The organism is Rummeliibacillus suwonensis (genome assembly GCF_007896435.1).
In the GTDB taxonomy this organism is placed as follows: Bacteria; Bacillota; Bacilli; order Bacillales_A; family Planococcaceae; genus Rummeliibacillus; species Rummeliibacillus suwonensis.
This window is the reverse complement of the sequence record NZ_VCBL01000005.1, coordinates 19,676-45,647: the sequence shown is the minus strand read 5'-3', so window position 1 is coordinate 45,647 and position 25,972 is coordinate 19,676. Positions and strand designations below refer to the sequence as shown.

30 protein-coding genes are annotated in these 25,972 nt (G+C 35.6%); 26 read left to right on the top strand and 4 right to left on the bottom strand.

All coding sequences use genetic code 11. The features are described 5' to 3' along the window. Nucleotides 1-278: 278 nt before the first annotated feature. From sufC to FEU33_RS17310, 13 genes are all read left to right on the top strand, one after another. A complete protein-coding gene (gene sufC, locus FEU33_RS17370) occupies nt 279-1,064 on the top strand; it encodes a Fe-S cluster assembly ATPase SufC (protein WP_146550750.1) in 786 nt (261 codons plus the stop codon). Between the two features lie 19 nt (nt 1,065-1,083). Beyond that, nucleotides 1,084-2,391, top strand: coding sequence for a Fe-S cluster assembly protein SufD (sufD, locus tag FEU33_RS17365; RefSeq protein WP_146550749.1), 1,308 nt, complete (start codon nt 1,084-1,086; stop codon nt 2,389-2,391). Beyond that, complete coding sequence (locus FEU33_RS17360; protein WP_146550748.1) at nt 2,391-3,623, top strand: cysteine desulfurase; 1,233 nt, start codon at nt 2,391-2,393, stop codon at nt 3,621-3,623. Before sufD ends, FEU33_RS17360 begins: the two co-directional genes overlap by 1 nt. Then, nucleotides 3,610-4,047, top strand: coding sequence for a Fe-S cluster assembly sulfur transfer protein SufU (gene sufU, locus FEU33_RS17355; protein WP_186725950.1), 438 nt, complete (start codon nt 3,610-3,612; stop codon nt 4,045-4,047). Before FEU33_RS17360 ends, sufU begins: the two co-directional genes overlap by 14 nt. 32 nt (nt 4,048-4,079) lie before the next feature. Beyond that, complete coding sequence (gene sufB / locus FEU33_RS17350; RefSeq protein WP_146550747.1) at nt 4,080-5,477, top strand: Fe-S cluster assembly protein SufB; 1,398 nt, start codon at nt 4,080-4,082, stop codon at nt 5,475-5,477. A 189-nt stretch (nt 5,478-5,666) separates the two neighbouring features. Further along, the gene (locus tag FEU33_RS17345; RefSeq protein WP_146550746.1) at nt 5,667-6,035 is read left to right on the top strand and encodes a VOC family protein; all 369 of its coding nucleotides are present in this window, start codon (nt 5,667-5,669) and stop codon (nt 6,033-6,035) included. 291 nt (nt 6,036-6,326) lie between these two features. Next, nucleotides 6,327-7,181, top strand: a complete 855-nt coding sequence (locus FEU33_RS17340) for a DUF72 domain-containing protein (protein WP_146550745.1) — start codon at nt 6,327-6,329, stop codon at nt 7,179-7,181. Between the two features lie 2 nt (nt 7,182-7,183). Next, entirely contained in the window at nt 7,184-8,008 is an 825-nt protein-coding gene (locus FEU33_RS17335; protein WP_146550744.1) for a sulfite exporter TauE/SafE family protein, read from the top strand. An 18-nt stretch (nt 8,009-8,026) separates the two neighbouring features. Further along, nucleotides 8,027-9,406, top strand: a complete 1,380-nt coding sequence (locus FEU33_RS17330; RefSeq protein WP_146550743.1) for a bifunctional metallophosphatase/5'-nucleotidase — start codon at nt 8,027-8,029, stop codon at nt 9,404-9,406. A gap of 48 nt (nt 9,407-9,454) precedes the next feature. Then, complete coding sequence (locus FEU33_RS17325) at nt 9,455-10,549, top strand: HD-GYP domain-containing protein (protein WP_146550742.1); 1,095 nt, start codon at nt 9,455-9,457, stop codon at nt 10,547-10,549. A gap of 64 nt (nt 10,550-10,613) precedes the next feature. Then, complete coding sequence (gene yunB / locus FEU33_RS17320; RefSeq protein WP_146550803.1) at nt 10,614-11,462, top strand: sporulation protein YunB; 849 nt, start codon at nt 10,614-10,616, stop codon at nt 11,460-11,462. Between the two features lie 109 nt (nt 11,463-11,571). Then, on the top strand, nt 11,572-12,489 hold the full coding sequence (gene lipA / locus FEU33_RS17315; RefSeq protein WP_146550741.1) for a lipoyl synthase: 918 nt from the start codon (nt 11,572-11,574) through the stop codon (nt 12,487-12,489). 28 nt (nt 12,490-12,517) lie between these two features. Next, nucleotides 12,518-12,886, top strand: a complete 369-nt coding sequence (locus FEU33_RS17310) for a YutD family protein (protein ID WP_146550740.1) — start codon at nt 12,518-12,520, stop codon at nt 12,884-12,886. Nucleotides 12,887-13,057: 171 nt separating this feature from the next. Here FEU33_RS17310 and FEU33_RS17305 read toward each other — a convergent pair whose 3' ends face one another. Continuing rightward, nucleotides 13,058-13,324, bottom strand: a complete 267-nt coding sequence (locus tag FEU33_RS17305; RefSeq protein WP_146550739.1) for a DUF3055 domain-containing protein — start codon at nt 13,322-13,324, stop codon at nt 13,058-13,060. Nucleotides 13,325-13,411: 87 nt separating this feature from the next. On the opposite strand from FEU33_RS17305, the gene FEU33_RS17300 reads away from it, so the two are divergent. Continuing rightward, nucleotides 13,412-13,858 carry a DUF86 domain-containing protein gene (locus tag FEU33_RS17300; protein WP_146550738.1) on the top strand — a complete coding sequence of 149 codons (447 nt, stop codon included), beginning with the start codon at nt 13,412-13,414 and terminating at the stop codon, nt 13,856-13,858. A 2-nt stretch (nt 13,859-13,860) separates the two neighbouring features. Then, entirely contained in the window at nt 13,861-14,625 is a 765-nt protein-coding gene (locus tag FEU33_RS17295) for a TIGR01457 family HAD-type hydrolase (protein ID WP_146550737.1), read from the top strand. A 108-nt stretch (nt 14,626-14,733) separates the two neighbouring features. Here the strand turns inward: FEU33_RS17295 and FEU33_RS17290 are convergent, their stop codons facing one another. Further along, on the bottom strand, nt 14,734-14,970 hold the full coding sequence (locus tag FEU33_RS17290) for a YuzB family protein (RefSeq protein ID WP_146550736.1): 237 nt from the start codon (nt 14,968-14,970) through the stop codon (nt 14,734-14,736). 183 nt (nt 14,971-15,153) lie between these two features. Between FEU33_RS17290 and FEU33_RS17285 the strand changes: the two genes are divergently transcribed. From FEU33_RS17285 to FEU33_RS17255, 7 genes are all read left to right on the top strand, one after another. Beyond that, complete coding sequence (locus FEU33_RS17285; RefSeq protein WP_146550735.1) at nt 15,154-16,218, top strand: NAD(P)/FAD-dependent oxidoreductase; 1,065 nt, start codon at nt 15,154-15,156, stop codon at nt 16,216-16,218. 437 nt (nt 16,219-16,655) lie between these two features. Next, on the top strand, nt 16,656-17,381 hold the full coding sequence (locus tag FEU33_RS17280; RefSeq protein WP_342355273.1) for a S8 family serine peptidase: 726 nt from the start codon (nt 16,656-16,658) through the stop codon (nt 17,379-17,381). Beyond that, complete coding sequence (locus FEU33_RS17275) at nt 17,374-18,330, top strand: hypothetical protein (protein WP_146550733.1); 957 nt, start codon at nt 17,374-17,376, stop codon at nt 18,328-18,330. The genes FEU33_RS17280 and FEU33_RS17275 overlap by 8 nt, the downstream gene beginning before the upstream one ends. 35 nt (nt 18,331-18,365) lie before the next feature. After that, entirely contained in the window at nt 18,366-18,938 is a 573-nt protein-coding gene (locus tag FEU33_RS17270) for a hypothetical protein (RefSeq protein ID WP_146550732.1), read from the top strand. Nucleotides 18,939-19,946: 1,008 nt separating this feature from the next. Next, nucleotides 19,947-20,933: an aliphatic sulfonate ABC transporter substrate-binding protein gene (locus tag FEU33_RS17265; protein ID WP_146550731.1), complete on the top strand. Its 987-nt coding sequence runs from the start codon at nt 19,947-19,949 to the stop codon at nt 20,931-20,933. 12 nt (nt 20,934-20,945) lie between these two features. Next, on the top strand, nt 20,946-21,791 hold the full coding sequence (locus FEU33_RS17260) for an ABC transporter permease (protein ID WP_243881389.1): 846 nt from the start codon (nt 20,946-20,948) through the stop codon (nt 21,789-21,791). Nucleotides 21,792-21,794: 3 nt separating this feature from the next. Continuing rightward, a complete protein-coding gene (locus tag FEU33_RS17255) occupies nt 21,795-22,529 on the top strand; it encodes an ABC transporter ATP-binding protein (protein ID WP_146550730.1) in 735 nt (244 codons plus the stop codon). 47 nt (nt 22,530-22,576) lie between these two features. On the opposite strand, the gene FEU33_RS17250 is transcribed toward FEU33_RS17255, so the two are convergent. Continuing rightward, a complete protein-coding gene (locus FEU33_RS17250) occupies nt 22,577-22,903 on the bottom strand; it encodes a YuzD family protein (protein WP_146550729.1) in 327 nt (108 codons plus the stop codon). A gap of 81 nt (nt 22,904-22,984) precedes the next feature. Here FEU33_RS17250 and FEU33_RS17245 point away from each other — a divergent pair, with 81 nt between their 5' ends. Beyond that, a complete protein-coding gene (locus tag FEU33_RS17245) occupies nt 22,985-23,227 on the top strand; it encodes a NifU family protein (protein WP_146550728.1) in 243 nt (80 codons plus the stop codon). Nucleotides 23,228-23,566: 339 nt separating this feature from the next. Here the strand turns inward: FEU33_RS17245 and FEU33_RS17240 are convergent, their stop codons facing one another. Continuing rightward, complete coding sequence (locus FEU33_RS17240) at nt 23,567-24,256, bottom strand: DUF2225 domain-containing protein (protein ID WP_146550727.1); 690 nt, start codon at nt 24,254-24,256, stop codon at nt 23,567-23,569. Nucleotides 24,257-24,400: 144 nt separating this feature from the next. On the opposite strand from FEU33_RS17240, the gene FEU33_RS17235 reads away from it, so the two are divergent. The 3 genes from FEU33_RS17235 (at nt 24,401) to FEU33_RS17225 (ending at nt 25,945) form a co-directional block, all read left to right on the top strand. Beyond that, nucleotides 24,401-24,763, top strand: coding sequence for a HesB/IscA family protein (locus FEU33_RS17235; RefSeq protein WP_146550726.1), 363 nt, complete (start codon nt 24,401-24,403; stop codon nt 24,761-24,763). A gap of 249 nt (nt 24,764-25,012) precedes the next feature. After that, the gene (locus tag FEU33_RS17230; protein ID WP_312753347.1) at nt 25,013-25,513 is read left to right on the top strand and encodes an NUDIX domain-containing protein; all 501 of its coding nucleotides are present in this window, start codon (nt 25,013-25,015) and stop codon (nt 25,511-25,513) included. A gap of 102 nt (nt 25,514-25,615) precedes the next feature. Beyond that, a complete protein-coding gene (locus tag FEU33_RS17225) occupies nt 25,616-25,945 on the top strand; it encodes a YuiB family protein (RefSeq protein WP_146550725.1) in 330 nt (109 codons plus the stop codon). The last annotated feature ends 27 nt before the right edge of the window (nt 25,946-25,972 follow it).

The following is a 25,972-nucleotide window of genomic DNA, read 5'->3' as shown; positions in this document are numbered from 1 at the left end:
TGAGTATATAAAATATCTAAAAAATGATGTTTTTAATGTTTCTGTAGTGAAATCGATTCTCAATTAGAAATCTTTTATTGAAAATCAATGGATTTTCAATTAATACTTAGAAATAATGTGTTAAATGAGTTTCAGATTATATATAAAGCATCCTCAGAATAAATTGAGAAACATTTTCAAATGATTTGCAAACGATTTTTTTTTAAGCTAAAATTAGAATGATATTAAATTAGAAATGGTTATGCATTTCATTCACTGAATTAAACGGAGGTAATAGAATGTCAACATTAGTCATTAAAGATCTTCACGTTGCTATTGACGAGAAAGAGATTTTAAAGGGTGTTAACTTATCACTCAATACAAACGAAATTCATGCAATAATGGGACCAAATGGTACAGGTAAATCCACTTTAGCGTCCGCTATTATGGGACATCCAAAATACGAAGTTACTTCAGGTTCTATCACTTTAGACGGTAAAAATGTTCTTGAAATGGAAGTGGATGAACGTGCAAAAGCTGGCCTGTTCTTAGCCATGCAGTACCCATCAGAAATTTCTGGTGTAACAAATGCTGATTTTTTACGTTCAGCTATCAATGCACGTCGTGGAGAAGGTAACGAAATTTCTCTTATGAAATTCATCCGTGAACTAGATGACAAAATGGAATTTTTAGAAATGCCTGAAGAAATGGGGCAACGTTACTTAAACGAAGGATTCTCAGGCGGGGAAAAGAAACGTAATGAAATTCTTCAATTGATGATGTTAAAACCTAAATTTGCAATCCTAGATGAAATTGACTCTGGTCTTGATATCGATGCCTTAAAAGTAGTGTCAAAAGGGATCAATGCTATGCGCGGTGAAGGCTTTGGTTGTTTAATGATCACTCACTATCAACGTTTACTTAACTATATTACGCCTGATCATGTTCACATCATGATGCAAGGTAGAGTAGTTCGTTCTGGTGGTCCTGAATTAGCAGAAAAACTAGAAGCTGAAGGTTACGACTGGATTAAAAAAGAATTAGGGATCGAAGACGAAGAAGAAACATCAGGACAAGAAGCATAATAAAGGAGGATGAGCAAACATGACGGTTGAAACAAAATTAGCAGTAACCGCTCAAGATGTACGCTCTTTCTCTGAAGCGAACAATGAACCTAGTTGGTTGACTGAGCTTCGTGAACGTGCATTAGCGGACGTAGAAACGCTACCAATGGTAAAACCAGATAAAACAAATGTTGAAAAGTGGAATTTTACAGAGTTCCCTGCACATACAGTTGAAAGTTCAACATATGCTAGTCTTGAAGAATTTCCCGAAGAAGTAAAGGCAATTGTTGATGCTGAAGGTCAACACAATATTTATATTCAGCATAATAATACACCAGCATACTTACAATTATCGAAAGAGCTCGCTTCAAAAGGTGTCATTTTGACGGATATTTTAACAGCAGCCCGTGAACATAGTGATTTAGTTCAAAAATATTTTATGACGGAGGGCGTAAAAATAGACCAACATAAACTAACTGCTTTACATGCAGCATTAGTCAATGGTGGTGTATTTGTATACATTCCTAAAAATGTCATTGTGGAAGAACCGATACAAGCTGTTTTTCTACATGATAATGAGAATGCGTCATTATTTAACCATGTATTAGTTGTTGCAGAAGCCAATAGCTCTGTTACGTATGTAGAAAACTATCTTTCTACTGTTGATGAAGCGAAAGGGCAAGCGAATATTATCGCTGAAGTCATTGTAAATGATAATGCCAACGTTACTTTTGGTGCCGTTGATGTTCTAGCTAAAGGTTTCACGACTTATGTCAATCGCCGAGCTATTTTACATCGTGATGCAAAAGTCGATTGGGCGTTAGGTTTGATGAATGATAGTGATACGCTTTCAGAAAATATCACATATCTAAAAGGTGACGGCTCTTATGCAGATACAAAATCTGTTGTCGTCGGTCGTGGAGAGCAAAGTCAAAACTTCACTACTGAAGTTCGACATTGGGGTAAAGCATCAAATGGCTATATCTTAATCCATGGTGTTATGAAGGATTCTGCCCGTGGTATTTTCAATGGTATTGGTAAAATCGAACATGGTGCAACAAAAGCAGATGCTGAACAAGAGTCACGTGTTCTGATGTTAAGCAAAAACGCTCGTGGCGATGCTAACCCCATTCTGTTAATCGATGAAGATGACGTAACAGCAGGTCATGCTGCTTCAGTAGGTCGCGTTGATCCTGTGCAACTATATTATCTAATGAGTCGAGGCATTTCAAAAGCAGAAGCTGAACGATTAATCATACATGGGTTCCTTAACCCGGTTGTTAATCAGTTACCTATTGAAGGTGTTAGAAAACAATTAACAGAGATCATTGAAAGGAAAGTGCGCTAATGATGAAAACAGATATTCGAAGCTATTTTCCAATTTTGAATCAGGAAGTTAATGGACACCCACTCGTTTATCTTGATAGTGCAGCTACCTCACAAAAGCCTACACAGGTTTTGGAAGCTGTTAAACACTATTATGAATACGATAACTCTAATGTCCATCGGGGTGTGCATACATTAGGAAACCGCGCAACAGATGCTTATGAAGGAGCGCGTGAAAAAGTCCGCCAATTTATTAATGCAAAGTCAACTGAAGAAGTTATCTTTACAAAAGGTACTACAAACGGATTAAATATGGTTGCTGCTAGTTTTGGTCGTGCAAATGTAGATGAAGGTGACGAAATCGTCATTACTTACATGGAACACCATTCCAACCTAATTCCATGGCAACAATTAGCAAAAGAAAAAAATGCAACACTTAAATATATTGACATGAATCCTGATGGTACACTATCAATTGATCAAGTAAAAGAAGCGATTACAGATCGCACAAAAATCGTTTCAATTGCTTTTGCTTCAAATGTTTTAGGTACTGTCAATCCTATCAAAGAGATTGCAGCTATAGCGCATGCACATGGTGCAGTGATGGTAGTGGATGGTGCTCAAGGTGTGCCACATTTTCATACAGATGTCCAAGATTTAGATTGTGATTTCTTGGCATTTTCTGGACATAAGATGTGCGGACCAACTGGTATTGGAGTGTTATATGGTAAAAAAGAGCATCTAGAAAACATGAGTCCAATCGATTTTGGTGGGGAAATGATTAGTACAGTTGGCTTATATGAGTCAACATGGGCTGACCTACCTTGGAAATTCGAAGGGGGCACACCTAATATTGCTGGAGCAATCGGCTTAGGTGCTGCGATTGATTTCTTAGAAACAATAGGTATGGATGCGATCATCGAACATGAACGTAACTTAACTCGTTATGCGATTGAGCAACTAAATGCAATAGATGGGGTATCTATCTATGGTCCACAAGATCCTACAAAGCGCTCTGGTCTTGTTACATTTAACATAGATGGTATCCATCCACATGATGTTGCAACAGTACTCGATATGGAAGGTATTGCTGTACGTGCAGGACATCATTGTGCCCAACCATTGATGAAATGGCTTAAATGTACAGCAACAGCGCGAGCAAGTTTCTATCTTTATAATACGGAAGCCGATGTTGCTCGACTTATTGAAGGATTGCGTTCTGCGAAGGAGTATTTTGCTGATGTCAATGAATAAACTAGATCAACTATATCGTTCTGTCATTATGGATCATTATAAAAAACCGCGTAATAAAGGTGTTATTGATAACTCTAATGTATCAATCGATATGAATAATCCAACTTGTGGGGATCGTATTCATTTATCTCTACAGGTTGAAGATGGTGTCGTTGTAGATGCGAAATTCGAAGGCGAAGGCTGTTCCATCTCTATGTCTTCTGCTTCTATGATGACGCAGGCGATTAAAGGCAAAACAACAAAAGAAGCTGTTGAATTGGCACATGTCTTCTCAGAAATGATGCTTGGACATAAACATGATGATTCAATAGACCTTGGTGATGTAGAAGCATTATCTGGTGTTTCACAATTCCCGGCACGTATTAAATGTGCCACACTTTCCTGGAAAGCAATGGAAAAAGGTATAAAAGAAGCAAACCTATAATATAGATGAAAATCTAGAATGGAGGAGAAAAAATGGCTAAAAAAATGCCTGAAATTGGCGATTACGAGTACGGCTTCCATGATAAAGACGTATCGATCTTCCGTACAGAACGTGGGTTGACTCCTGAAATCGTTAAAGAAATATCTAAAATGAAAAATGAGCCACAATGGATGTTGGATTTCCGTCTAAAATCATTAGACATATTCTATTCAAAACCTATGCCACAATGGGGTGGCGATTTATCTGGACTTAACTTTGATGAGATTACTTACTATGTAAAACCGTCTGAAGCAACTCAAAAGTCTTGGGATGAAGTGCCAGCAGAAATCAAAGCAACTTTCGATAAATTGGGTATCCCAGAAGCGGAACAAAAATATCTTGCTGGTGTGTCTGCTCAATATGAATCAGAAGTTGTTTACCATAACATGAAAGAGGACCTTGAAAAACTAGGCGTTATCTTTAAAGATACTGACTCCGCTCTTCGTGAAAATGAAGATATCTTCAAAGAATATTTTGGTAAAGCAATTCCGCCAAATGACAACAAATTCGCGGCCCTTAACTCAGCTGTTTGGTCTGGTGGATCATTCATCTATGTACCAAAGGGTATTGAACTTGAAACACCATTACAAGCCTATTTCCGTATTAATTCTGAAAATATGGGGCAATTTGAACGTACCCTTATTATTGTTGATGAAGGTGCAAGCGTACACTATGTTGAAGGATGTACTGCACCAGTTTATACAACAAGCTCACTACACAGTGCAGTTGTAGAAATCTTCATCAAAAAAGATGCATATTGCCGTTACACAACGATTCAAAACTGGGCAAACAACGTTTATAATTTAGTTACAAAACGTGCAACATGTGAAGAACGCGCTACAATGGAATGGATAGATGGTAATATCGGTTCTAAATTGACGATGAAATACCCAGCCTGTATCTTAAAAGGTGAAGGCGCTCGCGGTATGACCTTATCTATCGCCATTGCTGGCCGTGGTCAAAACCAAGATACAGGTGCGAAAATGATTCACTTAGCACCTAATACCTCTTCAACCATTGTTTCTAAATCTATTTCAAAACATGGTGGTAACGTAACATATCGTGGTCAAGTGAAATTTGGTAAAAAAGCAACCAATGCACGTGCTAATGTTGAATGTGATACGTTGATTATGGATAACCAATCTACATCTGATACAGTTCCATACAACGAAGTCATGAATGACCAAATTGCTCTTGAACATGAAGCAAAAGTTTCAAAAGTGTCAGAAGAACAATTATTCTACTTGATGAGTCGCGGTGTTTCTGAACAAGAAGCAACCGAAATGATCGTCATGGGCTTCATCGAACCATTCACAAAAGAACTACCTATGGAATATGCTGTCGAAATGAATCGATTAATCAAGTTCGAAATGGAAGGGGCTATTGGTTAGAAGCCATTCATTATTCCATTTTCCTAAGACCTGAAAATCATGAATTATGATTTTCGGGTTTTTTAGCATTTTTTATAAAAAATGTATATTAATCAATAAAAACATGTTATTATGAATTAGTTAAAAAATTGTTCTGATAATTCTCAGAACGAAGATGTGAACTCTTTATAATGAGGTGTAGCGTTTCTTATGCATTTACTATCATCTGTAAGTGTGCTGCTTGTTTCAGATATTGAATTGGCTAAATTCTTCTATCAAACTGTATTAAGTTGTGAGGAGATTGAAGGCATCTTTTTTCAGAAAGAATGTGGACTAGCTATAAAGTTAGTACAAGCAGAAAAAATTGAAGATGTCAAGCCTAATCGGAATTTGTGGAATGTTTTTAGTTATGTAGAGAGTGAAGAAAGATTAGATAAATTATTCCAAAAAGTAAAAAACAAAGGTGCTCTTTTCGCCTATTATCCGAAAATAAGAGAGATAGATGGTGAAAAGTTAAAAGAATTTGCGATTCGCGATTTGGATGGTTATTTAATCGGTTTTGGAACAGTGATTAATTGATAAGTTGGGATATACACGGCAATGTATTATTTGCAGTTATATCTCTTTTTTATTTGGTGCGCATAAATTTGAGGGATCTATATGAATGGCTAGTGCGTGCTAAATATAAATTTGGAATAGTATTCGAATCAATTTCATAAATCATTTTTCATCAAGATTCTGAGTTAGGAAATTGATTCATTCCTATTATTGAAAATCTTTCTTTTTTGAAACGATTTCAATGCAATACAATATAGTTCCTCCCCGTAGCTATGATATGATGGATGTACTTAACAAACAGGAGGGAGAATCATGATCTATATAGGATTGACAGGTTGGAGTGATCACCCGAGTCTATATCGTTCACCTTCAGCATCTAGAGATAAACTATTTGATTATAGTGGTCACTTTCCGATAGTTGAATTGGACACTTCTTTCTACTCCATCCCTTCCGTAGCCAATGTTCAGAAATGGATAACAGAAACCCCTGATCATTTTCAGTTTGTGGTGAAAGCATATCAAGGAATGACAGGGCACTTGCGCGAGGAAAATCCCTATGAAAGTGCTAAAAAAATGTTCGAAGCTTTTAGAAAATCCATACATATATTTCAGGAGGCTGAAAAATTAGCGCTGGTACTTGTCCAATTTCCGCCGTGGTTTGACTGCCAGCAAAAGAATGTTCAGTATATCCGTTACATTAAACAGCAACTTGCAGATTTCCCTGTTGCTATTGAATTTCGAAATCGCACTTGGTATAGCGAGGATTTTATGGAAGGAACATTGAACTTTTTAAGAGAGCAGCAACTCTTTCATACAGTTTGCGATGAACCACAGGCAGGAGAAGGGTCAGTGCCTTTAGTGCCAATTCCTACAGGAGACAGAGTTTTACTTCGAATTCATGGGCGAAATATACATGGTTGGCGTAATCCGGGAAATAATGAACAATGGAGAAAGGTTCGATTTTTATATAATTACACAGATGAAGAACTAATAGGATTAAAGAAAGTGGTAGAAAAATTGCAAAACACAGCAAAAGAGGTCTATGTATTATTTAATAATAATTCAGATCATCATGCAGCAGGAAACGCAAAGACATTGCAGAAAATGCTTGGTATTGAGTATCAATATTTATCTCCAAAACAATTGGATTTATTTGAAGGAGATTAGTGATGGAATATATTTTACTAGCAGTCATTGGTGTTTGCTCAGGGGTAATTGGTGCACTTGTCGGTCTAGGAGGCGGTGCCATTCTAATTCCTGCTACATTATTTATCGGTACAACGTTTGGAATGATAGATGATTTAACACCACAAAAGGTTGTAGGTCTTTCTGTCATCATGATGATTGCAACTGGATTGGCGTCTACATTATCATATATGAAAGCAAAAATGGTTGATTATAAGAGTGGCTTTATCTTCTTTTTAGGGAGTGCGCCAGGAACAATTGTAGGTGCTTATATGAATAAGGGCATAGATTTGCCCTCTTTTAATCTATACTTTGGTATATTACTGATTATTTTAGCGATCATATTACTTGTTCGCGATCATATGAAGCCGATCAATTGGTTTGTAGAACATGGTAAGAAACAACAATTTTATCATTCCAAAGACGATAAAGAGTATATATACGGTTATCCCATTTGGTTTGCCGTTTTACTGACGTTTCTTATTGGAATGGTATCTGGATTATTTGGAATTGGCGGAGGATCAATGCTTGTACCAGCTATGATCATTTTGTTTGCATTTCCACCACATGTTGCCGTTGCAACGGCTATGTTCATGGTATTTTTATCATCCATCGTCAATTCGATCAGCCATATTTATCTTGGGCACGTACCTTGGTTATACACACTTCCAGTTGTACCGGGTGCTTATATTGGTGCAAAATTAGGTGCCGCTTTCAATAAAAGAATAAATTCAAATACCTTGGTATTTACATTACGAATTATATTATTGCTACTTGGAATACACTCTGTTTACGAGGGATTGTTCTAAGCTTAGAGAGGTGTCTTCATGTTAGAAACAATTCATTTATATCATACAAATGATGTGCATAGCCATTTCGGTTATTGGCCACGAATTCAAAAATTATTGACTGAACGCAAAGAATGGCATGAAGAGGTAGGCGATAGTTGCTATATTTTTGATATCGGTGATTTTATTGACCGCTCACATGTATATACAGAGGCAACAGCTGGTAAGGGGAATATACAGATGTTGAATGACGCGCAATATGATGCAGTCACGATTGGTAACAATGAGGGAATCACATTATCTAAAGCCGATTTGAATGAGTTGTATCATGATGCGAAGTTTGACGTGATTGTGGGAAATTTAAAAACTGAAAATAAAAATCCTGAATGGGCAAAGCCATTCAAAATATATACAACAGCACAAGGTACAAAAATAGGCGTTATTGCTGCAACTGCAGAATTTCGGACATATTACGAACCACTGGGGTGGACAATTGAAGAGCCATTACCTGTACTAAAAAATATAGTAAATGAGATCCATCCTTACGTAGACATATTGCTTTGCATGTCACATTTAGGTATTCATATGGATGAGCAGCTAGCCATACAATGTCCTGAAATAGATGTCATCTTTGGATCTCATACACATCATGTTTTATATGAAGGTAAATTGGTGGGAGATACATTGTTAACGGGTGGTGGAAAATTTGGATTCTTTGTAGGTCATACGGAGATTCAATTTGATGATCGAACCAATAAAATCGTTTCTAAAAAGACTGAATTGTATAGAACTTCTGATCTGCCTCCTGTTGATGAAGAAGAACAATTTGAATTAGAATTATTTCAAAAAGGGAAGATGCTTTTAAGTCATCCAGTATTTGAAGCAGATCACTATTTAAATAAAGAATGGTATCATCACTCTGCGCTATCTCGCTTTTTTGCTAAAGGATTGTTGCAGTTTTCGAAAGCAGATTGTGCGATGTTCAATGCGGGTATCTTTTTAAAAGATATTCCTAAGGGTACAGTCACAGCATTCGATGTTCATCAATGCTTGCCACATCCGATCAATGCTTGTGTGATCGAATTGACAGGTAAAGAGCTTAAAGAAACATTAGAACTTGCCCAGCAGCAATCTATTGAGTGGCCGAGAAATGAGGTAAAAGGATTAGGATTTAGAGGTGTAGTTCTTGGTAAAATTTTGACATACGGTTGTTCCCTTAATTCAGCAGGAGAAGTGATTATTAACGGTGAGAAAGCCAGTAATGTAAAAGTTTACAAGTTAGTGACGCTAGATATGTTTACGTTCGGTTATTTCTTTCCAGAGTTTAAAAATTTACCAAAAACATACTTGTTACCACAATTTTTACGTGATATTCTGATGTCATATGGAAAACTTTATAATAAAAATGATAATCATTAAATTCATCCTTTAGGCATTTTGATTCTTAAACGGATTGGGGAAAAAGTTATGCGGTTGATTTCAACGAAAGTATTACAGACAGATATGGTGATTGGCAGGACAATCTGGAACGAAGCTGGTAGACCATTACTACAAAAAGGTGTAAAAGTAACAGAGCAGATTATCCAGAGATTGCAAGACCTGAGTGTGCAATATGTATATATCGATGATAGTATTTCAACAGATATTGAAATTAAAGAAGTGATGCCTAGAGCGGTACGTCAACATGCGGTCGATCGGATAGTATCATCTTTTAACGAGCTAAAAAAACTTAAGGGAAAAGATATTACTTATTGCTTAGATCAGCAGTCTAAACATTTTGTTGCGATTATTGATGATCTGCTGGATAATATTACAAGTAACCATGAAATTTTAACGGTATTAAGTGACGCCTTTCTTTATGACGATTATATTTACCAACATTCACTACAAGTTGCCATTTACTCCATTGCGATTGCGAAGGAAATGCATTATAATGCCGTTGAAATCCGCCAAATCGGTATTGGTGCAATCCTTCATGATGTAGGAAAGATGATGATTCCTCAAGAAATTCTAAAAAAACCTGGTCGGTTGACAAATGAAGAATATGAAATCATGAAATTACATACCAAATACGGTTTTGATGTTTTGAGAAATTTACATACTATTTCACTATTGTCTGCGCATTGTGCTTTTCAGCATCATGAGCGATTAGATGGTAGTGGTTACCCTAGAGGACTGCTTGATTTTGAAATTCATCCATATGCCAAAATTATTGCTGTAGCAGATGTATTTGATGCAGTCACTTCTAATCGTGTATATCGTAAAAAAATGCTTCCTTCAGATGGAATGGAGATTATTAAAGAAGGAAGCGGTACATTATATGACGAGAAAGTCGTGAATGCTCTTAAACGTTGTGTAAGTTATTATCCTAATGGTACTGTTCTATTATTATCAGATGGACGTAGAGGGATTGTTTGTAAGCAAAATAAAGAAAACGCAGAGAGACCTTGGGTTCGAATATTTGAAGAAAACGGTGAATTGCTAAAGGCTACCTATGAAATATTCTTAGCGGATGAAATGGATATATCAGTCGAAAAAGTTGAAGTCGAATACTTAACTTAGCGCCAGTCGAATAATGACGCCCTCCTAATCATATAAATGATTAGGAGGTATCTTTTTGCGATTAATGAAAAAAAGAAAGTCACTATTTAAAAGATCAAAATTATTGCCTGTCCTTTTGGTTGGTCTTTTCAGCTGTGTTCTATTGCTTTTTTATTTCATTAATATTCAACTCAAGCCAACCCTTATGCAATATGCAGAAGTTGAAACCAATAAAATAGCCTCTTATGTAATCAGGCAAGCAATCAATTCTCGTACAACCAATGTTCTTGATAGCAATGAGGTAATAGAGAGTGTAGGCGATGGAGAAAGCCAAAGCTTGGTGGATACAAAGTTGAATACGGAAATCATTAATCGAATTATGGCTGAAACCCAAACGCTTGTACAATCACATTTAGAAGAAGCAGAAAGAGGCAATCTAGACCATCTTCCGAAGTATGGAGACATTGAATATGATGTAGATACCATGCAGCAAGATGGGGGAATTGTTTTTTATGTACCAATTGGTCTGGCCACAGGTATGCCACTACTTGGAAATTTAGGTCCCAAGATTCCGATTCGTTTTCATGTTATTGGCAATGTACAAATTAATGTAGAAGAGGATATTCACGAGTTTGGTATTAACAATGCTGCGGTCAAATATAGTGTACTTACAACTGTGAATGTGCAAATAATCGTACCTTTTGATAGTAAATCGGCGAAAGTTGAACAAAAAATCCCTGTAGCTATAACCTTATTAAAGGGAAATGTTCCGTATATTTATTCTAGTGATGCTTCATCTACACAGCCATCAATCGAAGTCCCATTGCCAGCGACACCACCTAATTCCTCAACCACATCACCGGAGACACCTCAATCACAAACACCATCATCTCAGACACCATCAACGCAAACACCATCATCAGATAATAATTAGGATATATGCTATTTGTGAGTAACCCAAGGTTGAGAGAAAACCTTGAATATGTTAAATTGACAACAGTAGGGGATTTACTCATTTACCTAATTGATAGGAGTGACTTATCGTGACATCACGTAAACCAACAAAAGAAGAATATATTCGAAAACCAGATTGGCTAAAAATTAAACTCAATACAAGCGAAGAATATAAAGGTTTAAAAAAATTAATGCGCGACAAAAATTTACATACGGTTTGTGAGGAAGCAAAATGTCCAAATATTCACGAATGTTGGGGTGCACGTCGTACAGCCACTTTTATGATTTTGGGGAATGTATGTACACGTGCATGCCGCTTTTGTGCAGTTAAAACAGGTCTTCCAACCGAACTTGATCTAGCAGAACCTGAACGTGTGGCTGATTCGGTACAACTGATGAATCTAAAACATGTTGTGATTACTGTTGTAGCACGTGATGATCTAAAAGATGGTGGCGCAAGTGTATTAGCAGAGACTGTTCGTGCGATTCGTCGTAAAAGTCCATTTACATCTATTGAAGTTTTACCTTCTGATATGGGAGGAGTCAAAGAAAATCTACAAATCTTAATGGATGCAAAGCCAGATATTTTGAATCATAATATAGAAACAGTACGCAGGTTAACGCCAAGAGTCCGTGCACGTGCAACATATGATCGTTCTTTAGAATTTTTGCGCCGTGCAAAAGAAATGCAGCCAGATGTCCCGACAAAATCATCCTTAATGATTGGTCTTGGCGAAACAGAAGAAGAAATTATTGAAGTAATGGATGACTTACGCGCAAATAATGTAGATATCATGACGATTGGTCAGTACCTACAACCAACAAAAAAACATTTACAAGTGAAAAAATATTATTCTCCATTGGAATTTGGCAAACTTCGTAAAATAGCAATGTCTAAAGGCTTTAGCCATTGTGAAGCAGGTCCATTAGTTCGTAGTAGTTATCATGCAGACGAACAGGTGAATGAAGCAGCTAAACACAAGCAAGTGTATTGGGAAAATGCGTAATCACCAATAACAGATGGATGGTGATCAAATGATTATTGCAGATCAATCAATGTATGAAATCATTGAGAATGTAAAAGATGGATTTAAAAATGAAGATTTCAACAATCGGTTTAGCGATATTTTATCTAAATATGATTATATCGTTGGGGACTGGGGATATGGTCAGCTTCGTTTAAAAGGCTTCTATGAAGATAAAAATCAAAAAGCCACTTTTGATACAAAGATTAGCACATTACAGGACTATCTATATGAGTATTGCAACTTTGGCTGTTCCTATTTTGTATTGAAGAAAGTGGGAAAAGCAACTGTGAGCGATGTTCCCTCGGTGAGTATGGCAGAAAATAAGGTTGAAGAAGAGAACGTTTCTTGGATAGATGAGTCGGAAAATTTGATGTAAAAAGTATTTCAACTAAATAATTAGAATATCCTAAAACATCGAGTAGGGCTTCAAGTTGCCTTCACTCGATGTTTTTATATGGATGAAGGAGTTTTTCCTCTTTGTTATAATCACGATTTCTGAGTCAAAAGTGTGATCAATCGGAATAGAAAGAGAGAATATAGACATTACTCATCCAAGTAATTCATACAAATATTCTCTTATCTCCTGTGCTTCCTCAGGTGGTCGTTTGTAGACCTCTTCTAAATAACCTGGCTCATCTAAATCATCTGTTCCTATAATTGCAAAACGATTATGTTGCATATCTAAAACAAGCACTTTTCCATAAAAGCGTGCACTTTGTATAACAGCTAAATCATAACGTTGGTTTTCACCCATAAAACTGACGAATCTTGCCTTATTTTCTTCTAGCTCATCATATAAGAAAAATCTATCCATTATTCATAACCCCTTCCGATTCTAAAGTTATGGTACTATAGAGGAGAATAAAGTATCAACCTTTTCAATTCGAATGGAGGAAACAAAATGTATTTTGTTGATCGAAAAAAAATTATCAATAATCTTGAATATATGGATTCTCTTATGAATACTTTTCAACAAACAGAGGATTGGTTAATAGATGATGTGCATAAATTAGCTGCAGAACGTATTGCAAATATATTAATAGAAGCCATTATAGATGTCGGCAATTCAATGATTGATGGATTCATTATGCGTGATCCTGGCAGCTATGAGGATATTATCGATATTTTAGTGGATGAAAAAGTAATTACAACTGAAATGGATCGCCCATTAAAAACTTTGATTGGCCTTCGCCGCGGTCTTGTACGCGATATTTTAGAAGTGAACGATGAGGAAGTAGTCGATGTTTTAAATACTCATTTAACGACTATTCAAGAATTTTCTCCTTGTGTCAAAAATTATTTAGTCAACGAGTTGGGACCTGTTTCTGCATTTCTCCCTGAGGAATAATCATGAGGAAGTATAAAGCATACTGCTTCGATCTCGATGGGACCGTGTATAAAGGTTCGAAACCTGTACCCGAAGCAAAAGAATTTATTGATTACTTGCAGCAGCAAGGGACCGAGCCCTTCTTTGTAACGAATAATGCAAAGATGACTAGTATCCAAGTACAGAGTAAATTGCATAAAATGGGGATCGAAGCAAAGAGCGATCATATTATGACTTCTGCGATTGCTACCGCAAGATACGTTTCCGAACACTTTGACCATAAGAACGTCAAAGTTCTAGGTGACGATGGACTAAGACAAGCGCTATCTGAAGTAGGGATGAAAATTGCCGACCATAACCCAGACGTTCTAGTGCAAGGGATGAATACAGAGATAACGTATCAAATGTTAGCGGATGCCTGTTACGCTATTGAAAATGGAGCAGCATTCGTTGCAACGAACGGTGACATAAAGTTTCCAACCGAGTATGGATTTGCACCCGGCAATGGGGCAATGGCGGAGCTGATCCATAATGTAACAGATATTGCCCCGATCTATATAGGCAAGCCAGCACCCTATATGCTTGAAATCATTCAGCAACAATTCCATTTACAAAAAGAAGAAATGCTCATGATAGGTGACAACTATGATACCGATATTCTTGCAGGGATTCATTATGGAATCGATACATTACATGTCAATACAGGTGTTACACGTACAAAGGAAGTTCTAGCAAAAGATAGACCACCGACATATGCTATAGACTCCTTACGAGAATGGATAGAATGATATCGGGTCATCTAAAAATAAAATCAGCCTATGAAGAAAATAGAGCACAACATGCTAGCTGAAAAGCATGCTGTGCTCTTTATCTTGTAGTAGCTTTATCTTCTATTCTTAGAACAAAGGATTTTCTTCTATGAATTGATAAATTTTTTTCGTTAATTCCTCTGGCGTATCGGCTTCAACAAATTCTCCATTGACGAGTGCATATAATTTTTCAGAACATCTAGAACAATAGCTTAAACAACCATATTCTAATACATCTATATTAGGATCCCTTTCTAGCACTTCTAATGCTTCTTGGGAGCCGTTAGCCAAGTTGCTGACGCAAAATTCAACAAGTGGATTCATCAAACGTCACCTCACTCTTCGAATGCTACTATTATTTTTTTTATTCGTCAATTCTTCTACTTAGATGAACTTTCTACTTGATTTGTGAAATTTATCACAAACATATTGTGAAAGTTCTCACAATCAGCTATACTCATTAATGAAAGAATGATTGTGACAAAATTGTTAATAAGGGAGATTATGATGAGACGATTAGTATTATTAGGTGGTGGTTATGGTAATATGCGTATTTTACTTCGCTTATTGCCAGATAATTTTCCAGAAGATGTACAAATTACGCTCGTGGATCGTACACCATTCCATAGTTTGAAAACAGAATTTTATGCATTGGCTGCTGGAACGACACCTGAAAAAGAAATTCGAGTTAGTTTTCCTGAAAATGAAAAACTTTCAACCGTATATGGGGAAATTACCAAAATTGATTTAGAAAATAAAGTAATTCTCCTTGATAACGGCACAAAGGTTGAATATGATGATTTGGTCATTGGACTTGGATGTGAAGACAATTATCATGGAGTACCAGGCGCAAAAGAGTTCTCTTATGGTATCCAAACAATGGCGAACTCACGAATTACTTACAATGGATTAGCAGGCCTACCTTCAGGCTCAACTGTTGGCATAGTAGGTGCAGGGTTAAGCGGGATCGAATTGGCAAGTGAATTACGGGAAAGTCGAGCCGATTTAAAGATCAAGCTATTTGACCGTGGACCGCGTATTTTAAAAGATTTTCCAGAACGCTTGAGTAAATACGTTAAGAAATGGTTTGACAATCACGATGTTGAAGTCATCGCAGAATCGAATATCACAAAAGTAGAAGAGCATGTCCTCTATAATCACGAAGAAAAAATTGAATTGGATGCGGTCGTTTGGACTGCGGGTATTCAACCAGTACAAGTTGTACGAGATACAGGGCTAGAGTTAGATCATGGGCGAGTTGCCATCACTCAATATATGAATGTTCCAAATGACGAACATGTCTATGTTGTGGGAGATTGCGCAGCATCCCAATTCGGTCCGAGTGCACAGCTTGCTGAAGAACAAGCAGAGCTCATTGTCAAAGTCTTAAAATTACGTTGGAGCGATCAACCACTACCGGAAAAAATGCCAGAGATCAAGTTGAAAGGCTTTATGGGGGCCCTTGGTAAAAAACAAGGATTCGTGTATTTAGCAGATACAACTGTCACTGGAAGAATCGCACGCTTGATGAAATCCGGGCTACTGTGGATGTACAAACGCCACAACGGGTAAACGATGGCTAGAAACGTTGATGCATCAATGTTTCTAGCCTGTTTTTTATGAATCCATTTCCTTTCACAACGGTCTCTTGAAATCTGCCTCTTCCAAATAGATAGGCTATTTCCCTCAATCCTCGAACGTTTTAAACATCTCGTTTTTGAATTAAATATTCGTATAGTTTTGTAATTTTTCTTTTATATTCAAAAAATCACGCAGAACCTATCTTGGATTTGTTTAAATAAAATCAGTTCAAAAGTATTGGAAACTTATATATATTATAAAGAAAATAGTTTTACTAAAATTACTTTTATTCTATATTTCACATATAATATATCATTTTTTTGCATTTTTGATAAATATTTAACAATATATATTATATTTAATTACTTCTAAATACTCTTGTTCCATAAATTTGATATTTTATAATAAAAAAACAAAGGAGATGATTCATAATAAAGTTCAAACTATTACTTATATTTCTGATCTTATCCATTTCTTCGTTTGTTGTATTTATTACTCTAAATCCATCTGATTTAAAAATCCATAGAAAAGATCGTGTCAAAGTCGCTATTCTAGATTCAGGAATCAATCCATCTATGTTTAAAAATAAAAATATAAATATTATTAAACGACATAATTGTAAAGTAACAAGTATTCATGGAAGTGTTGTTTTGCAAGCTTTATTAACTGAAGCAAAATTAAAAAGAAGACAATCTTTAACTATTTATGATTATCAAGTCTCAACATTTGATCATAACGCTTCCGTAGATAAAGTGATATCTTCAATAAACGATGCCATAGCTAATGATGTAGATATTGTTAATTTGAGTCTAGGCTTTAATAAAGAACAACCAAAATTAAAAAAAACAATAGAAAAGGCAATAAATAGAGGAATAATAATTATTGCTGCTGGTGGTAATACATATGGTTTTTATACAGAATACCCTGCACTTTATGATGATGTGATTGCGATAGGTGCCCAAGAGAATAACAAAATTAGTGACTATTCGGCTGTTGACGAGATCGATTATTTTATAAAAGGAAAATATAAATCTTATACAGGTACTTCTATATCTACCGCATATGCAACAGGCTCTGTTATTAACAACATGTTAAATAATCAAAAGCTTTTCGATTCAAAAAATTTCAAAAAGAGAGATGATTTAATTGATTAAAAAAAATAATATATATACTCTGATTTTTACACTACTTTTCAGTATAATTGGAACAATATTTGTAGATTCATATAATATAGCTAAAGCAGATACAGTAAAAAATCAAATTCCTGAAGAGAATTTAACAAAAAATGAACAAGAAATCAAAGATATTTTGGTAGATGAGCTGAATACAAAAGAAAGCCAAGTAAAGGTAGATTTAGAAACAACCACTCATAAAACAAATTTAGATTTCCAGGCAGATTCTTTAAACGGTACATCTATTCAAGGAAATATAAGTATTAAAGGTAATCAGATTTACTATACTTTTAAAAATGGAAAAAATGAAAAAGTATATCAAGCATTTTACAATGAAAGTCAACCTAACTTTGTAAAATTTATAGACGAAGATACAAAACAGGTATATAATGTTGATCTTCAAACAGGTCAATTATCTATTTGGGGCTTAGTATTTAAATTAGGCGGTAACGCGTTAAAAGCTCTTGTGAAAATTAGTACAAAAAATGCAACAAAGTCAACGGTTAAAGTTGGTAAGAAAGTATATAAAGGTGTTTCAGGTAAAAAGGTGAAAAATGCATTAAGATATTATAAAGGTTCTACATTTCGACTGAAAAATAGTTCAAAATCGATTACACTTTCTAAAAATAAATTGACTCATATTTTACAACATCATCATCCTAAATATTGGAATGGTATAGGTAAAACAGAATACTCTTTTTTTGATCCAGATTTATCAATCAAAACCATCCAAAATTATATAAAACAAACAATTAACAACAATCAAAAAGTAATTTCAAAAAATCTAAAATACAAAGTTGATATTTCTGTTACGAAAAAAATAAATAAAGTCACTTATCGAATAGTTTTAAATTCCAATGGAACAAATAAAAAGGCATCGGTAACAACATTTTATCCAGTATCTTCTAAGAAAAAAGAAAATAAACAATAATTATAATTAAAGTTTTTATTAGGGAGGATAAAAATATGAAAAATATTACATTTGAAACTTATTATATTAATCCGTTTTATGAGGATAATGATGATGAATATATAAATTGTGTAAATTATGTAAATTGTAGAGATGATAAAGAATTTCAAATTTATAATGAATTGTATTATAGTTATTCTGGATATGTTCCTGGTACAATTAATTTTTGTATCGATGAAAAAATATTTTCAAAACCAATCGAGACTGTAAATTTACATATGACGTGGCGTTCCTACACCTATTTATTAAAACGAGAGGAAAACTTTAAAAAGTTTTATATCGCCTATGATTGTCCAGGTGCAGAAACTTATTTTGAAAAACATCCAACAGAAAAGATGCTACGCTTTGTCTATAATGATCAAAAGACAGAGTATTTTTCAGTTGAAGCAATCAAACAAGCTATTGTAAAAGGCTTTATGGAATTTATGTCACATACAAATAGAGATGTAGAAAGTCTAAAATACATGGATCAAGAAGATGATGATGAAATAACAGAGGAAATTTTAGAGGCAAATGAAATATATGAAAAGATGCTTAGTGATAGTAAGAAAGGAAAACCATTGTATTAAATAGTGTAGAAAATCCTAGAAAATGTTTCTTATTTCTAGGACTTTTCTAAAAAAAATGATGATCAATTTCATCATTTGTAAGATCCTATTCTGCCGCGTGTCTGTCTATCTGATACGTAGATTGCGACAAGCAAGATATAGAAAAACAATGGAAAGAACGACCAAAATCAGTCTATTTGCCAAATAATATATAAGAGAAGTATTGTAAAGAAAATTATTGGTATTTGCCCCTAGTGAAAAGATCTTAAATAATCGAGCATCTGATAGCAAATCTCCTATAAAGTAAGTTAAAGTCATGAAAAGACCAAAATAAGCGTTTTTTGTTAAGGAAATCATACACAATAAAAAAGAAGAAAGAAAAAGAATATTCGGGATAAATCGAATGCTTAACCAAATATCCGTTAGATTCAAAAATCCCATATTACGATAGTAAAACAATCCAGCGATGAATGATCCTAAACAAAAAAGCAGTGTATAAATCCAATACCGTATGAACATCAAATCATTGAATTTCCGTTTATAAGAGAAATGAATGAAAGAAAAAGAGAATGAGAAGATGAAGAATGTAATAGGATTTGTTTACGTAAATAATATTTGAATACATATTACTTCTATTTCTAATCAAGTGTGTCGATCAGGCAGAAATCAGGAGATATATTTAACATAATCTATAAAAAACCATGTATTTTTAGCTCCATTTATGTAAATTGCAGCGAAGGCTTGCCCGCAGGAAAACGAGTAAGCCATAGCGGAAATCAGCGAATACACTATATATTTATGGACAAAATTGGATAATCAATACACCTGATTTCTAATCTGTTAAATATTCAAAGACATTCAGAATATAATGTTCTGGATGTTTTTTAATTTAGATAAAATAGAATAATGCTTTAAAACTAATAATGCATAGTTGACAAATAAGAATTGTAATAATAACATTATGGATACATTATAAAAATGAAAAATTCAAATTTTACAGAAAATTTGTGATTTATTTGGAGGTTTAGTATGAAGAAAACGAATATTTTATTATTAACACTCATATTGCTAGTTGTTGGGGTATTACAGGCATGTGGTAATGGCAAAGCGGCTAAAAATGAGGAATTAAAAACGGTGCGTTTAGATTATGCCTATTATTCTCCGACTAGTTTAGTATTAAAGAAATTTGGCTGGTTAGAAGAAGAATTTAAAAAAGACAATGTAAAAGTAGAGTGGACATTAAGTCAAGGAAGCAACAAGGCATTAGAATTTTTAACAAGTAACAGTATTGATTTTGGTTCAGCCGCAGGGGCAGCAACATTAATAACCAAATCCAAAGAGGTACCGATTCAAAATATATATGTTTTATCACAACCGGAATGGACGGCATTGGCTACATTAGATAAATCGATCAAAACCGTTAAGGACTTAAAAGGAAAAAAAGTAGCAGCAACATATGGGACAGATCCTTATATTTTCTTGTTACGTGCATTAAATGAAGTAGGTTTGACGGAAAAAGATATTCAATATATAAATCTACAACATAATGACGGTTATCAAGCATTAGTAAAAGGGGACGTTGTAGCTTGGGCGGGACTTGATCCGATCATGGCAACTGCGGAGCAAGAAGCCCATGCAAGGTTATTTTATCGAAATACAGCATTCAACACATACAATTTTTTAAATGTACGAGAAGAATTTAAAAAAGCACACCCAAAAGCGGTGGAGAAAGTTATCCAGGCGTATGAAAAGGCACGCAAATGGATTCAAGAGAATCCGGATGAGGCGGCAGAAATCATAGCGAAAGAGGCGAAAATTGATTTAAATACAGCAAAGATCCAACTAAAACGTACTAATTTTGACCATCCGATTCCGGGAGAGGATCAAGTGAAGGCGTTAAATGCAGCTGGAGAAGTGCTACAAAAATCGAAAGTGATCAAGCCAGATGTCGATGTAAAAAAAATAACGGATGATCTGATTGATCCATCTTTAGCGAAAAAAATAATTCAGCAATAGGGAGGAATTTAGATGGCGAAAAAAATGGTCGAGCTTTCACAATCAATCGCATATGAGGATGAAACGCCTACAAAAAAGAAAAAATCAAATCGAAAAGTCACCCAAATTGCATTAAGCTTATTGCTCCCTGTTCTTTTGTTAGCTTTATGGATTTTTGTAACAGCGACAGGAAGAGTGTCATCTTATCAACTTCCATCTCCATTAGCGGTTATTGAAACAATTCAAGGATTGGCGGTAGATGGGACACTTTGGGGACACTTAGGGATAACTGTATATCGAGTATTTGTAGGTTCATTTATCGGTACGGTGCTGGCTGTGGTGCTTGGTTCGATTGTCGGTTTTTACCGTAAGGCTGAGCGTATTTTTGATCCGATGATTCAGGCATTTAAATCAATTCCATCTCTTGCATGGGTTCCATTATTTATCCTCTGGATGGGAATCGGAGAGCCTTCCAAAATTAGCTTGATTGCAGTCGGTGTATTCTTTCCAGTGTATTTAAACGTTGTCAGCGGCATTTTAAATGTGGATCGTAAACTAATAGAAGTTGGAAAGGTTGCGGGTTTTAGCCATTATGAGCTGGTTAGGCGTATTATTTTACCAGCAAGCCTCCCCTCCTTTTTTACAGGTCTTCGAAGCGGCTTAGGGTTAGGATGGATGTTCGTCGTTGCTGCCGAATTAATGGGGGCAAGCAAGGGGTTAGGTTATCTCTTGGTGATTGGGCAAAACTCATCCGCTCCTGATTTGATCATTGGCAGTATTATCTTGTTCGCTATTGTTGGAAAATTAACAGATTGGCTTATTAAACTTGTTGAAGATCGTGTATTGAAATGGCGAGATAATAGTGTGATAGGAGGTTAATAAATGGTACTAGAGGTTAAACGATTATCGCGTATATTCGATAATCAAAACGGGGTAAAAAACGTATCTTTTTATGCGAATGAAGGCGAGACGATTGGCTTAATTGGTAAAAGTGGATCTGGAAAAAGTACGATATTACGTACAATTGCGGGGCTTGATAAAGATTATAATGGCGATATTGTCATTGCAGGTGATAAAATCAATGGACCACATCCAGAGGTAGGGGTTGTCTTTCAGGAAGCCCGATTATTCCCCTGGTTAACTGTTTTAGAGAATGTCACCTTTACTTTAAAGGGAGATCCAAAAGGTAATAATGAGTTAGCCAAAAAATTATTGAAGCAAGTAGGACTTAGTGGAGCTGAAAATTTATATGTAAAGGAATTATCAGGTGGTATGGCTCAACGTGTTTCTATCGCACGAGCAGTTGCGGCAAAACCTGGATTATTATTAATGGATGAGCCATTTAGTGCCCTAGACGCCTTCACCAAAATGCAGCTACAAGATTTGATGCTCGATATTTGGCAAGAGGAAAAAGTGACGACTGTTATTGTTACACATGATATTGATGAGGCACTTTACTTATGTGACCGCATCATCTTGTTATCTGGAAAACCTGGCGAGGTGGAACGTGAATTTGTTATCGATGAGCCTCGGCCAAGGGACAGGGCTAGCGAGGAATTAGCAAGTATGAAAAAGAAGATTTTGCAAACTCTACAAATTGAAGCAGTTCGGGTATAGTTTGATAAAATAGAGTTGTGATGAATCAATAAAAGGGCTTCCACCGTTTAAACGGATTGGAAGCCAAGTTTTTCAAGTTCTGTATAAATTGGTTTTAACTGTATGTACCCTTCTCCTATCACCTGATTATTGATCAATACGAGGGGATAAAAAAATTCATCATTCAAGATTCGTTGTGCCCATTTCGCATGGTGCTCATTCTCAATTGGTTGCTCAATATCGATATAAGTGATATTGTAAGGCGTGTTTGGATATTTTCGGTCAATTGCGGCTTGAAGCCATTCATAAGTATCTTTTGAAGATGGTGCATTCACACAGCTTGCACAGTGCACATTGGCTCCGTATATTTCGATTGACACGGAATTACTTGCCATGATCGATCAACCTCCGCATTCTATAATGGATTTTTTATCTTATAGACATTATAATAATTTTAAGGAAAGGAGTCGATAAGTATGACAGAATCTGTTTCAGATATGAAAGCCCAAGTACAAGAAGTATTAGATAAATTACGCCCATTTCTTCTTCGTGATGGAGGGGATTGCCATTTAGTAGATGTAGAAGATGGTGTTGTGAAATTACGTTTGTTAGGCGCATGTGGTAGCTGCCCAAGTTCAACCATTACTTTAAAAGCAGGTATTGAACGTGCACTTTTAGAAGAAGTACCAGGCGTTGTGGAAGTAGAACAAGTTTTTTAATACAATCGAATGGGCTGACCAAAAATTGTGTAAAGCAATTGGAAGGTACAGCCTTTTTTTATCCCGCGTTAACAGGCAGTAAGCCCCCAACTTCAAGGTTTAGAGAAAAACGAGAAAGATAGACGGGGGACCAACTGCCCGTAAAAGCCCGATTGGTTCAGCTAACCATCAGTGGGGGATGAAGAAAACCCCCATTGATGGAAGCTTCTCTTTATCCAACGATTCTTTTGTCCTTTATACTTATAAAGATTCTGATTGTTTCAATGAATACACAGTGAGGGAGGAAAAAACGATCACTGTGTAAAATGCCTCTTTATAGTTATAAAAATGCTAGAGTCCCTATTCTTCGGTGCGTTCTTTTTCATCTCGCATTTGTTGCCACTGTTCTTTAGCCATTTCGATGATTTTTACTTCATTTGAATTTCGTTGCATTTCAATGACTTTTGAGAAATAGCGTATGGCTTGATCACGCTCATTGATTCGGCGAGACAACTCGGCAATTAGGTAAATAACTCGGATTTCTGTCATGGAAGTTCCCTTATAATCTTCCACAGAGTAGGAGTCAATATATTGATCTCGCGAAATCTCCATAAACCGCTTTTCTTGTTCTTCATCGCCAATGGATCGATATAACCATGCTGTACGAAGTGCAAGTCCAGCTAAGGTAATATGTTTTTCTTTTTTTATATTTCCACATACAAGTCCTAGCTTATAGGCTTGTAGTGCATCAGAAATGGTTCGTTCCCCTGAGAAATCGTGTGTTTTCCAATGTGAAGATATTTTTTCATCGATTTTTTCTTTTATTCCCGGAGCAAAATATTTCGAAAAGTCTTCTGTGAATGAAAAGCCGCAATGTTCACAAACGAAGACATTATAAAGCAAAGGATTCACATCGTTTTCATAGATTGGATGAAAGTCGCTCTCTGTTTCTTTGATTTTAACAAAATTCGATCTTACTTTCATAGATTTGAACTTTTTTTTACAATGTATACAGTCAATTTGCTTCTCATAGTAGGGAGAAACTTCCATAAAATTAACCCCGTTTCCTATAATGATTATAGGAAAATTATATCATATAGAGTTGAGAATAAAATTGATTTTTTTGTGAGTATTTGTTGTTTTACGCAACATTAAAAAATTTGTTATGATGGATATAGGAAAGAGGTGACTCGGATGACACAAGTTGTTGATATTACAGAAGCTGCAGCATTTCATATTCAAGAAATGATGCGTAACAATGGAGAAGAAGGTTCTTATTTACGTGTTGGCATAAAAGGTGGCGGTTGTAGTGGCCTTTCATATGCGATGGTCTTTGATCATGAAAAACAAGAAGATGATGAGGTTTTTGAAGAACATGGTTTACAAATTGTCGTATCAAGCGAAGATGCCCCCATTCTTCAAGGAACTAAAATTGACTTTAAACAATCTCTAATGGGTGGCGGCTTCACCATTGACAATCCGAATGCCATTGCCTCATGTGGATGTGGAAGCTCTTTTAGGACAGCGAAGAATGCTGGTACACCAGAAGAATGCTGATGAGTAAGTGAGTAAAATAAGTTTGGAATGCCAATAGATAGGATTATAAATTATATGTATAGGATCTCAAATACACATGATAACGACCTTAAAATTGTGAATTTGGATCGTCAATATCCTCTTTGATTCATAATGTATTTGTTCATATAATATGGATTAAAGAGGTTTTTTCTTAGCTAAACATACTTCATCACACAGGACTGATGGATGAAATAAGATATAGGAAAGCAAAAATACTTAGATGAAGAGGTGATTTACATAAAAAGCGAAGAACGTACAAGAGTTTGGCTTGGTGTAGCTGGTTTAGTCGAAAACGAAAATGGTGAATGGCTAGTTGTTATGAAACGATATGGTGGATTAGATGGTATGTGGTCGATACCAGCTGGCTTTGTGAAACCTGGAGAAACCGTTGATCAAGCCTGTCAACGTGAATTATTGGAGGAAACAGGGATTAAGGCTTCTATGCAGGGACTATTAGGTTTAAGAACCGGTGTTATCAAATATGATATTAGTGATAATATGGTCGTTTTTTATTTAACCGCTCATACACAAGAGCAGCAAATTCAAGTTCAACTAGATGAATTATATGAAGCATGCTGGATGTCCCCACAGGCATTAAAAGAAGATCCGCGTACATCACTGCTATTGCTTCAATTAGTAGATTTGCCATTAAAAACAAGACCAGCAACATTGGAAGGCATGGATCGAGATAATATATTTGGCTATACTGATTATAAATTGTTCTTCTAGTTGACAGATTTTCGACAAACTGATAGAAAAATATACCTAGTCATTGAAAGCGTTGCCTCAATCAGTTACACTTATGTGAGAGAATATGGAGGTTTCGAACATATGACTGGTGGATTTTCTATTATCCAATTAATCCTATCCATGCTAATTTTTTTAGTCATGTTCTTTGGAATTGGATTCTTATTGAATATGTTGCTTCGATCTACATGGTTTATGGCTATTCTGTATCCTATTGTAGTCATTTTTATTGTGGACGATGTTAGTTTCCTAGATTATTTCTTTAAAGCAGGGACGGCATTTTCTGCTTTAGGACATAAATTAGTGTCATTACAGCCTGCGGATATTCTTATTCTTGCTAGTGGCCTTGTAGGAGCTATTATTTCCGGTATAGTGATGAAAATCTTACGCAAAATGGGTTACCAAATGTTTTGACATAATGGGGCTTTACGTAGCGCGAGG

What these genes read in the sequence shown, in the direction of transcription:
- FEU33_RS17345 (WP_146550746.1), top strand. Translation starts at nt 5,667, where the DNA reads ATGCATTTACTATCATCTGTAAGTGTGCTGCTTGTTTCAGATATTGAA.
- FEU33_RS17255 (WP_146550730.1), top strand. Translation starts at nt 21,795, where the DNA reads ATGGTACTAGAGGTTAAACGATTATCGCGTATATTCGATAATCAAAAC.
- FEU33_RS17250 (WP_146550729.1), bottom strand. Translation starts at nt 22,903, where the DNA reads ATGGCAAGTAATTCCGTGTCAATCGAAATATACGGAGCCAATGTGCAC.
- FEU33_RS17285 (WP_146550735.1), top strand. Translation starts at nt 15,154, where the DNA reads ATGAGACGATTAGTATTATTAGGTGGTGGTTATGGTAATATGCGTATT.
- FEU33_RS17225 (WP_146550725.1), top strand. Translation starts at nt 25,616, where the DNA reads ATGACTGGTGGATTTTCTATTATCCAATTAATCCTATCCATGCTAATT.
- FEU33_RS17245 (WP_146550728.1), top strand. Translation starts at nt 22,985, where the DNA reads ATGACAGAATCTGTTTCAGATATGAAAGCCCAAGTACAAGAAGTATTA.
- yunB (WP_146550803.1), top strand. Translation starts at nt 10,614, where the DNA reads ATGAAAAAAAGAAAGTCACTATTTAAAAGATCAAAATTATTGCCTGTC.
- FEU33_RS17300 (WP_146550738.1), top strand. Translation starts at nt 13,412, where the DNA reads ATGTATTTTGTTGATCGAAAAAAAATTATCAATAATCTTGAATATATG.
- FEU33_RS17270 (WP_146550732.1), top strand. Translation starts at nt 18,366, where the DNA reads ATGAAAAATATTACATTTGAAACTTATTATATTAATCCGTTTTATGAG.
- sufD (WP_146550749.1), top strand. Translation starts at nt 1,084, where the DNA reads ATGACGGTTGAAACAAAATTAGCAGTAACCGCTCAAGATGTACGCTCT.
- FEU33_RS17325 (WP_146550742.1), top strand. Translation starts at nt 9,455, where the DNA reads ATGCGGTTGATTTCAACGAAAGTATTACAGACAGATATGGTGATTGGC.
- FEU33_RS17260 (WP_243881389.1), top strand. Translation starts at nt 20,946, where the DNA reads ATGGCGAAAAAAATGGTCGAGCTTTCACAATCAATCGCATATGAGGAT.
- FEU33_RS17240 (WP_146550727.1), bottom strand. Translation starts at nt 24,256, where the DNA reads ATGGAAGTTTCTCCCTACTATGAGAAGCAAATTGACTGTATACATTGT.
- FEU33_RS17265 (WP_146550731.1), top strand. Translation starts at nt 19,947, where the DNA reads ATGAAGAAAACGAATATTTTATTATTAACACTCATATTGCTAGTTGTT.
- FEU33_RS17295 (WP_146550737.1), top strand. Translation starts at nt 13,861, where the DNA reads ATGAGGAAGTATAAAGCATACTGCTTCGATCTCGATGGGACCGTGTAT.
- sufU (WP_186725950.1), top strand. Translation starts at nt 3,610, where the DNA reads ATGTCAATGAATAAACTAGATCAACTATATCGTTCTGTCATTATGGAT.
- FEU33_RS17305 (WP_146550739.1), bottom strand. Translation starts at nt 13,324, where the DNA reads ATGGATAGATTTTTCTTATATGATGAGCTAGAAGAAAATAAGGCAAGA.
- FEU33_RS17330 (WP_146550743.1), top strand. Translation starts at nt 8,027, where the DNA reads ATGTTAGAAACAATTCATTTATATCATACAAATGATGTGCATAGCCAT.
- sufB (WP_146550747.1), top strand. Translation starts at nt 4,080, where the DNA reads ATGGCTAAAAAAATGCCTGAAATTGGCGATTACGAGTACGGCTTCCAT.
- FEU33_RS17335 (WP_146550744.1), top strand. Translation starts at nt 7,184, where the DNA reads ATGGAATATATTTTACTAGCAGTCATTGGTGTTTGCTCAGGGGTAATT.
- FEU33_RS17290 (WP_146550736.1), bottom strand. Translation starts at nt 14,970, where the DNA reads ATGAATCCACTTGTTGAATTTTGCGTCAGCAACTTGGCTAACGGCTCC.
- FEU33_RS17310 (WP_146550740.1), top strand. Translation starts at nt 12,518, where the DNA reads ATGATTATTGCAGATCAATCAATGTATGAAATCATTGAGAATGTAAAA.
- FEU33_RS17340 (WP_146550745.1), top strand. Translation starts at nt 6,327, where the DNA reads ATGATCTATATAGGATTGACAGGTTGGAGTGATCACCCGAGTCTATAT.
- FEU33_RS17360 (WP_146550748.1), top strand. Translation starts at nt 2,391, where the DNA reads ATGATGAAAACAGATATTCGAAGCTATTTTCCAATTTTGAATCAGGAA.
- FEU33_RS17235 (WP_146550726.1), top strand. Translation starts at nt 24,401, where the DNA reads ATGACACAAGTTGTTGATATTACAGAAGCTGCAGCATTTCATATTCAA.
- sufC (WP_146550750.1), top strand. Translation starts at nt 279, where the DNA reads ATGTCAACATTAGTCATTAAAGATCTTCACGTTGCTATTGACGAGAAA.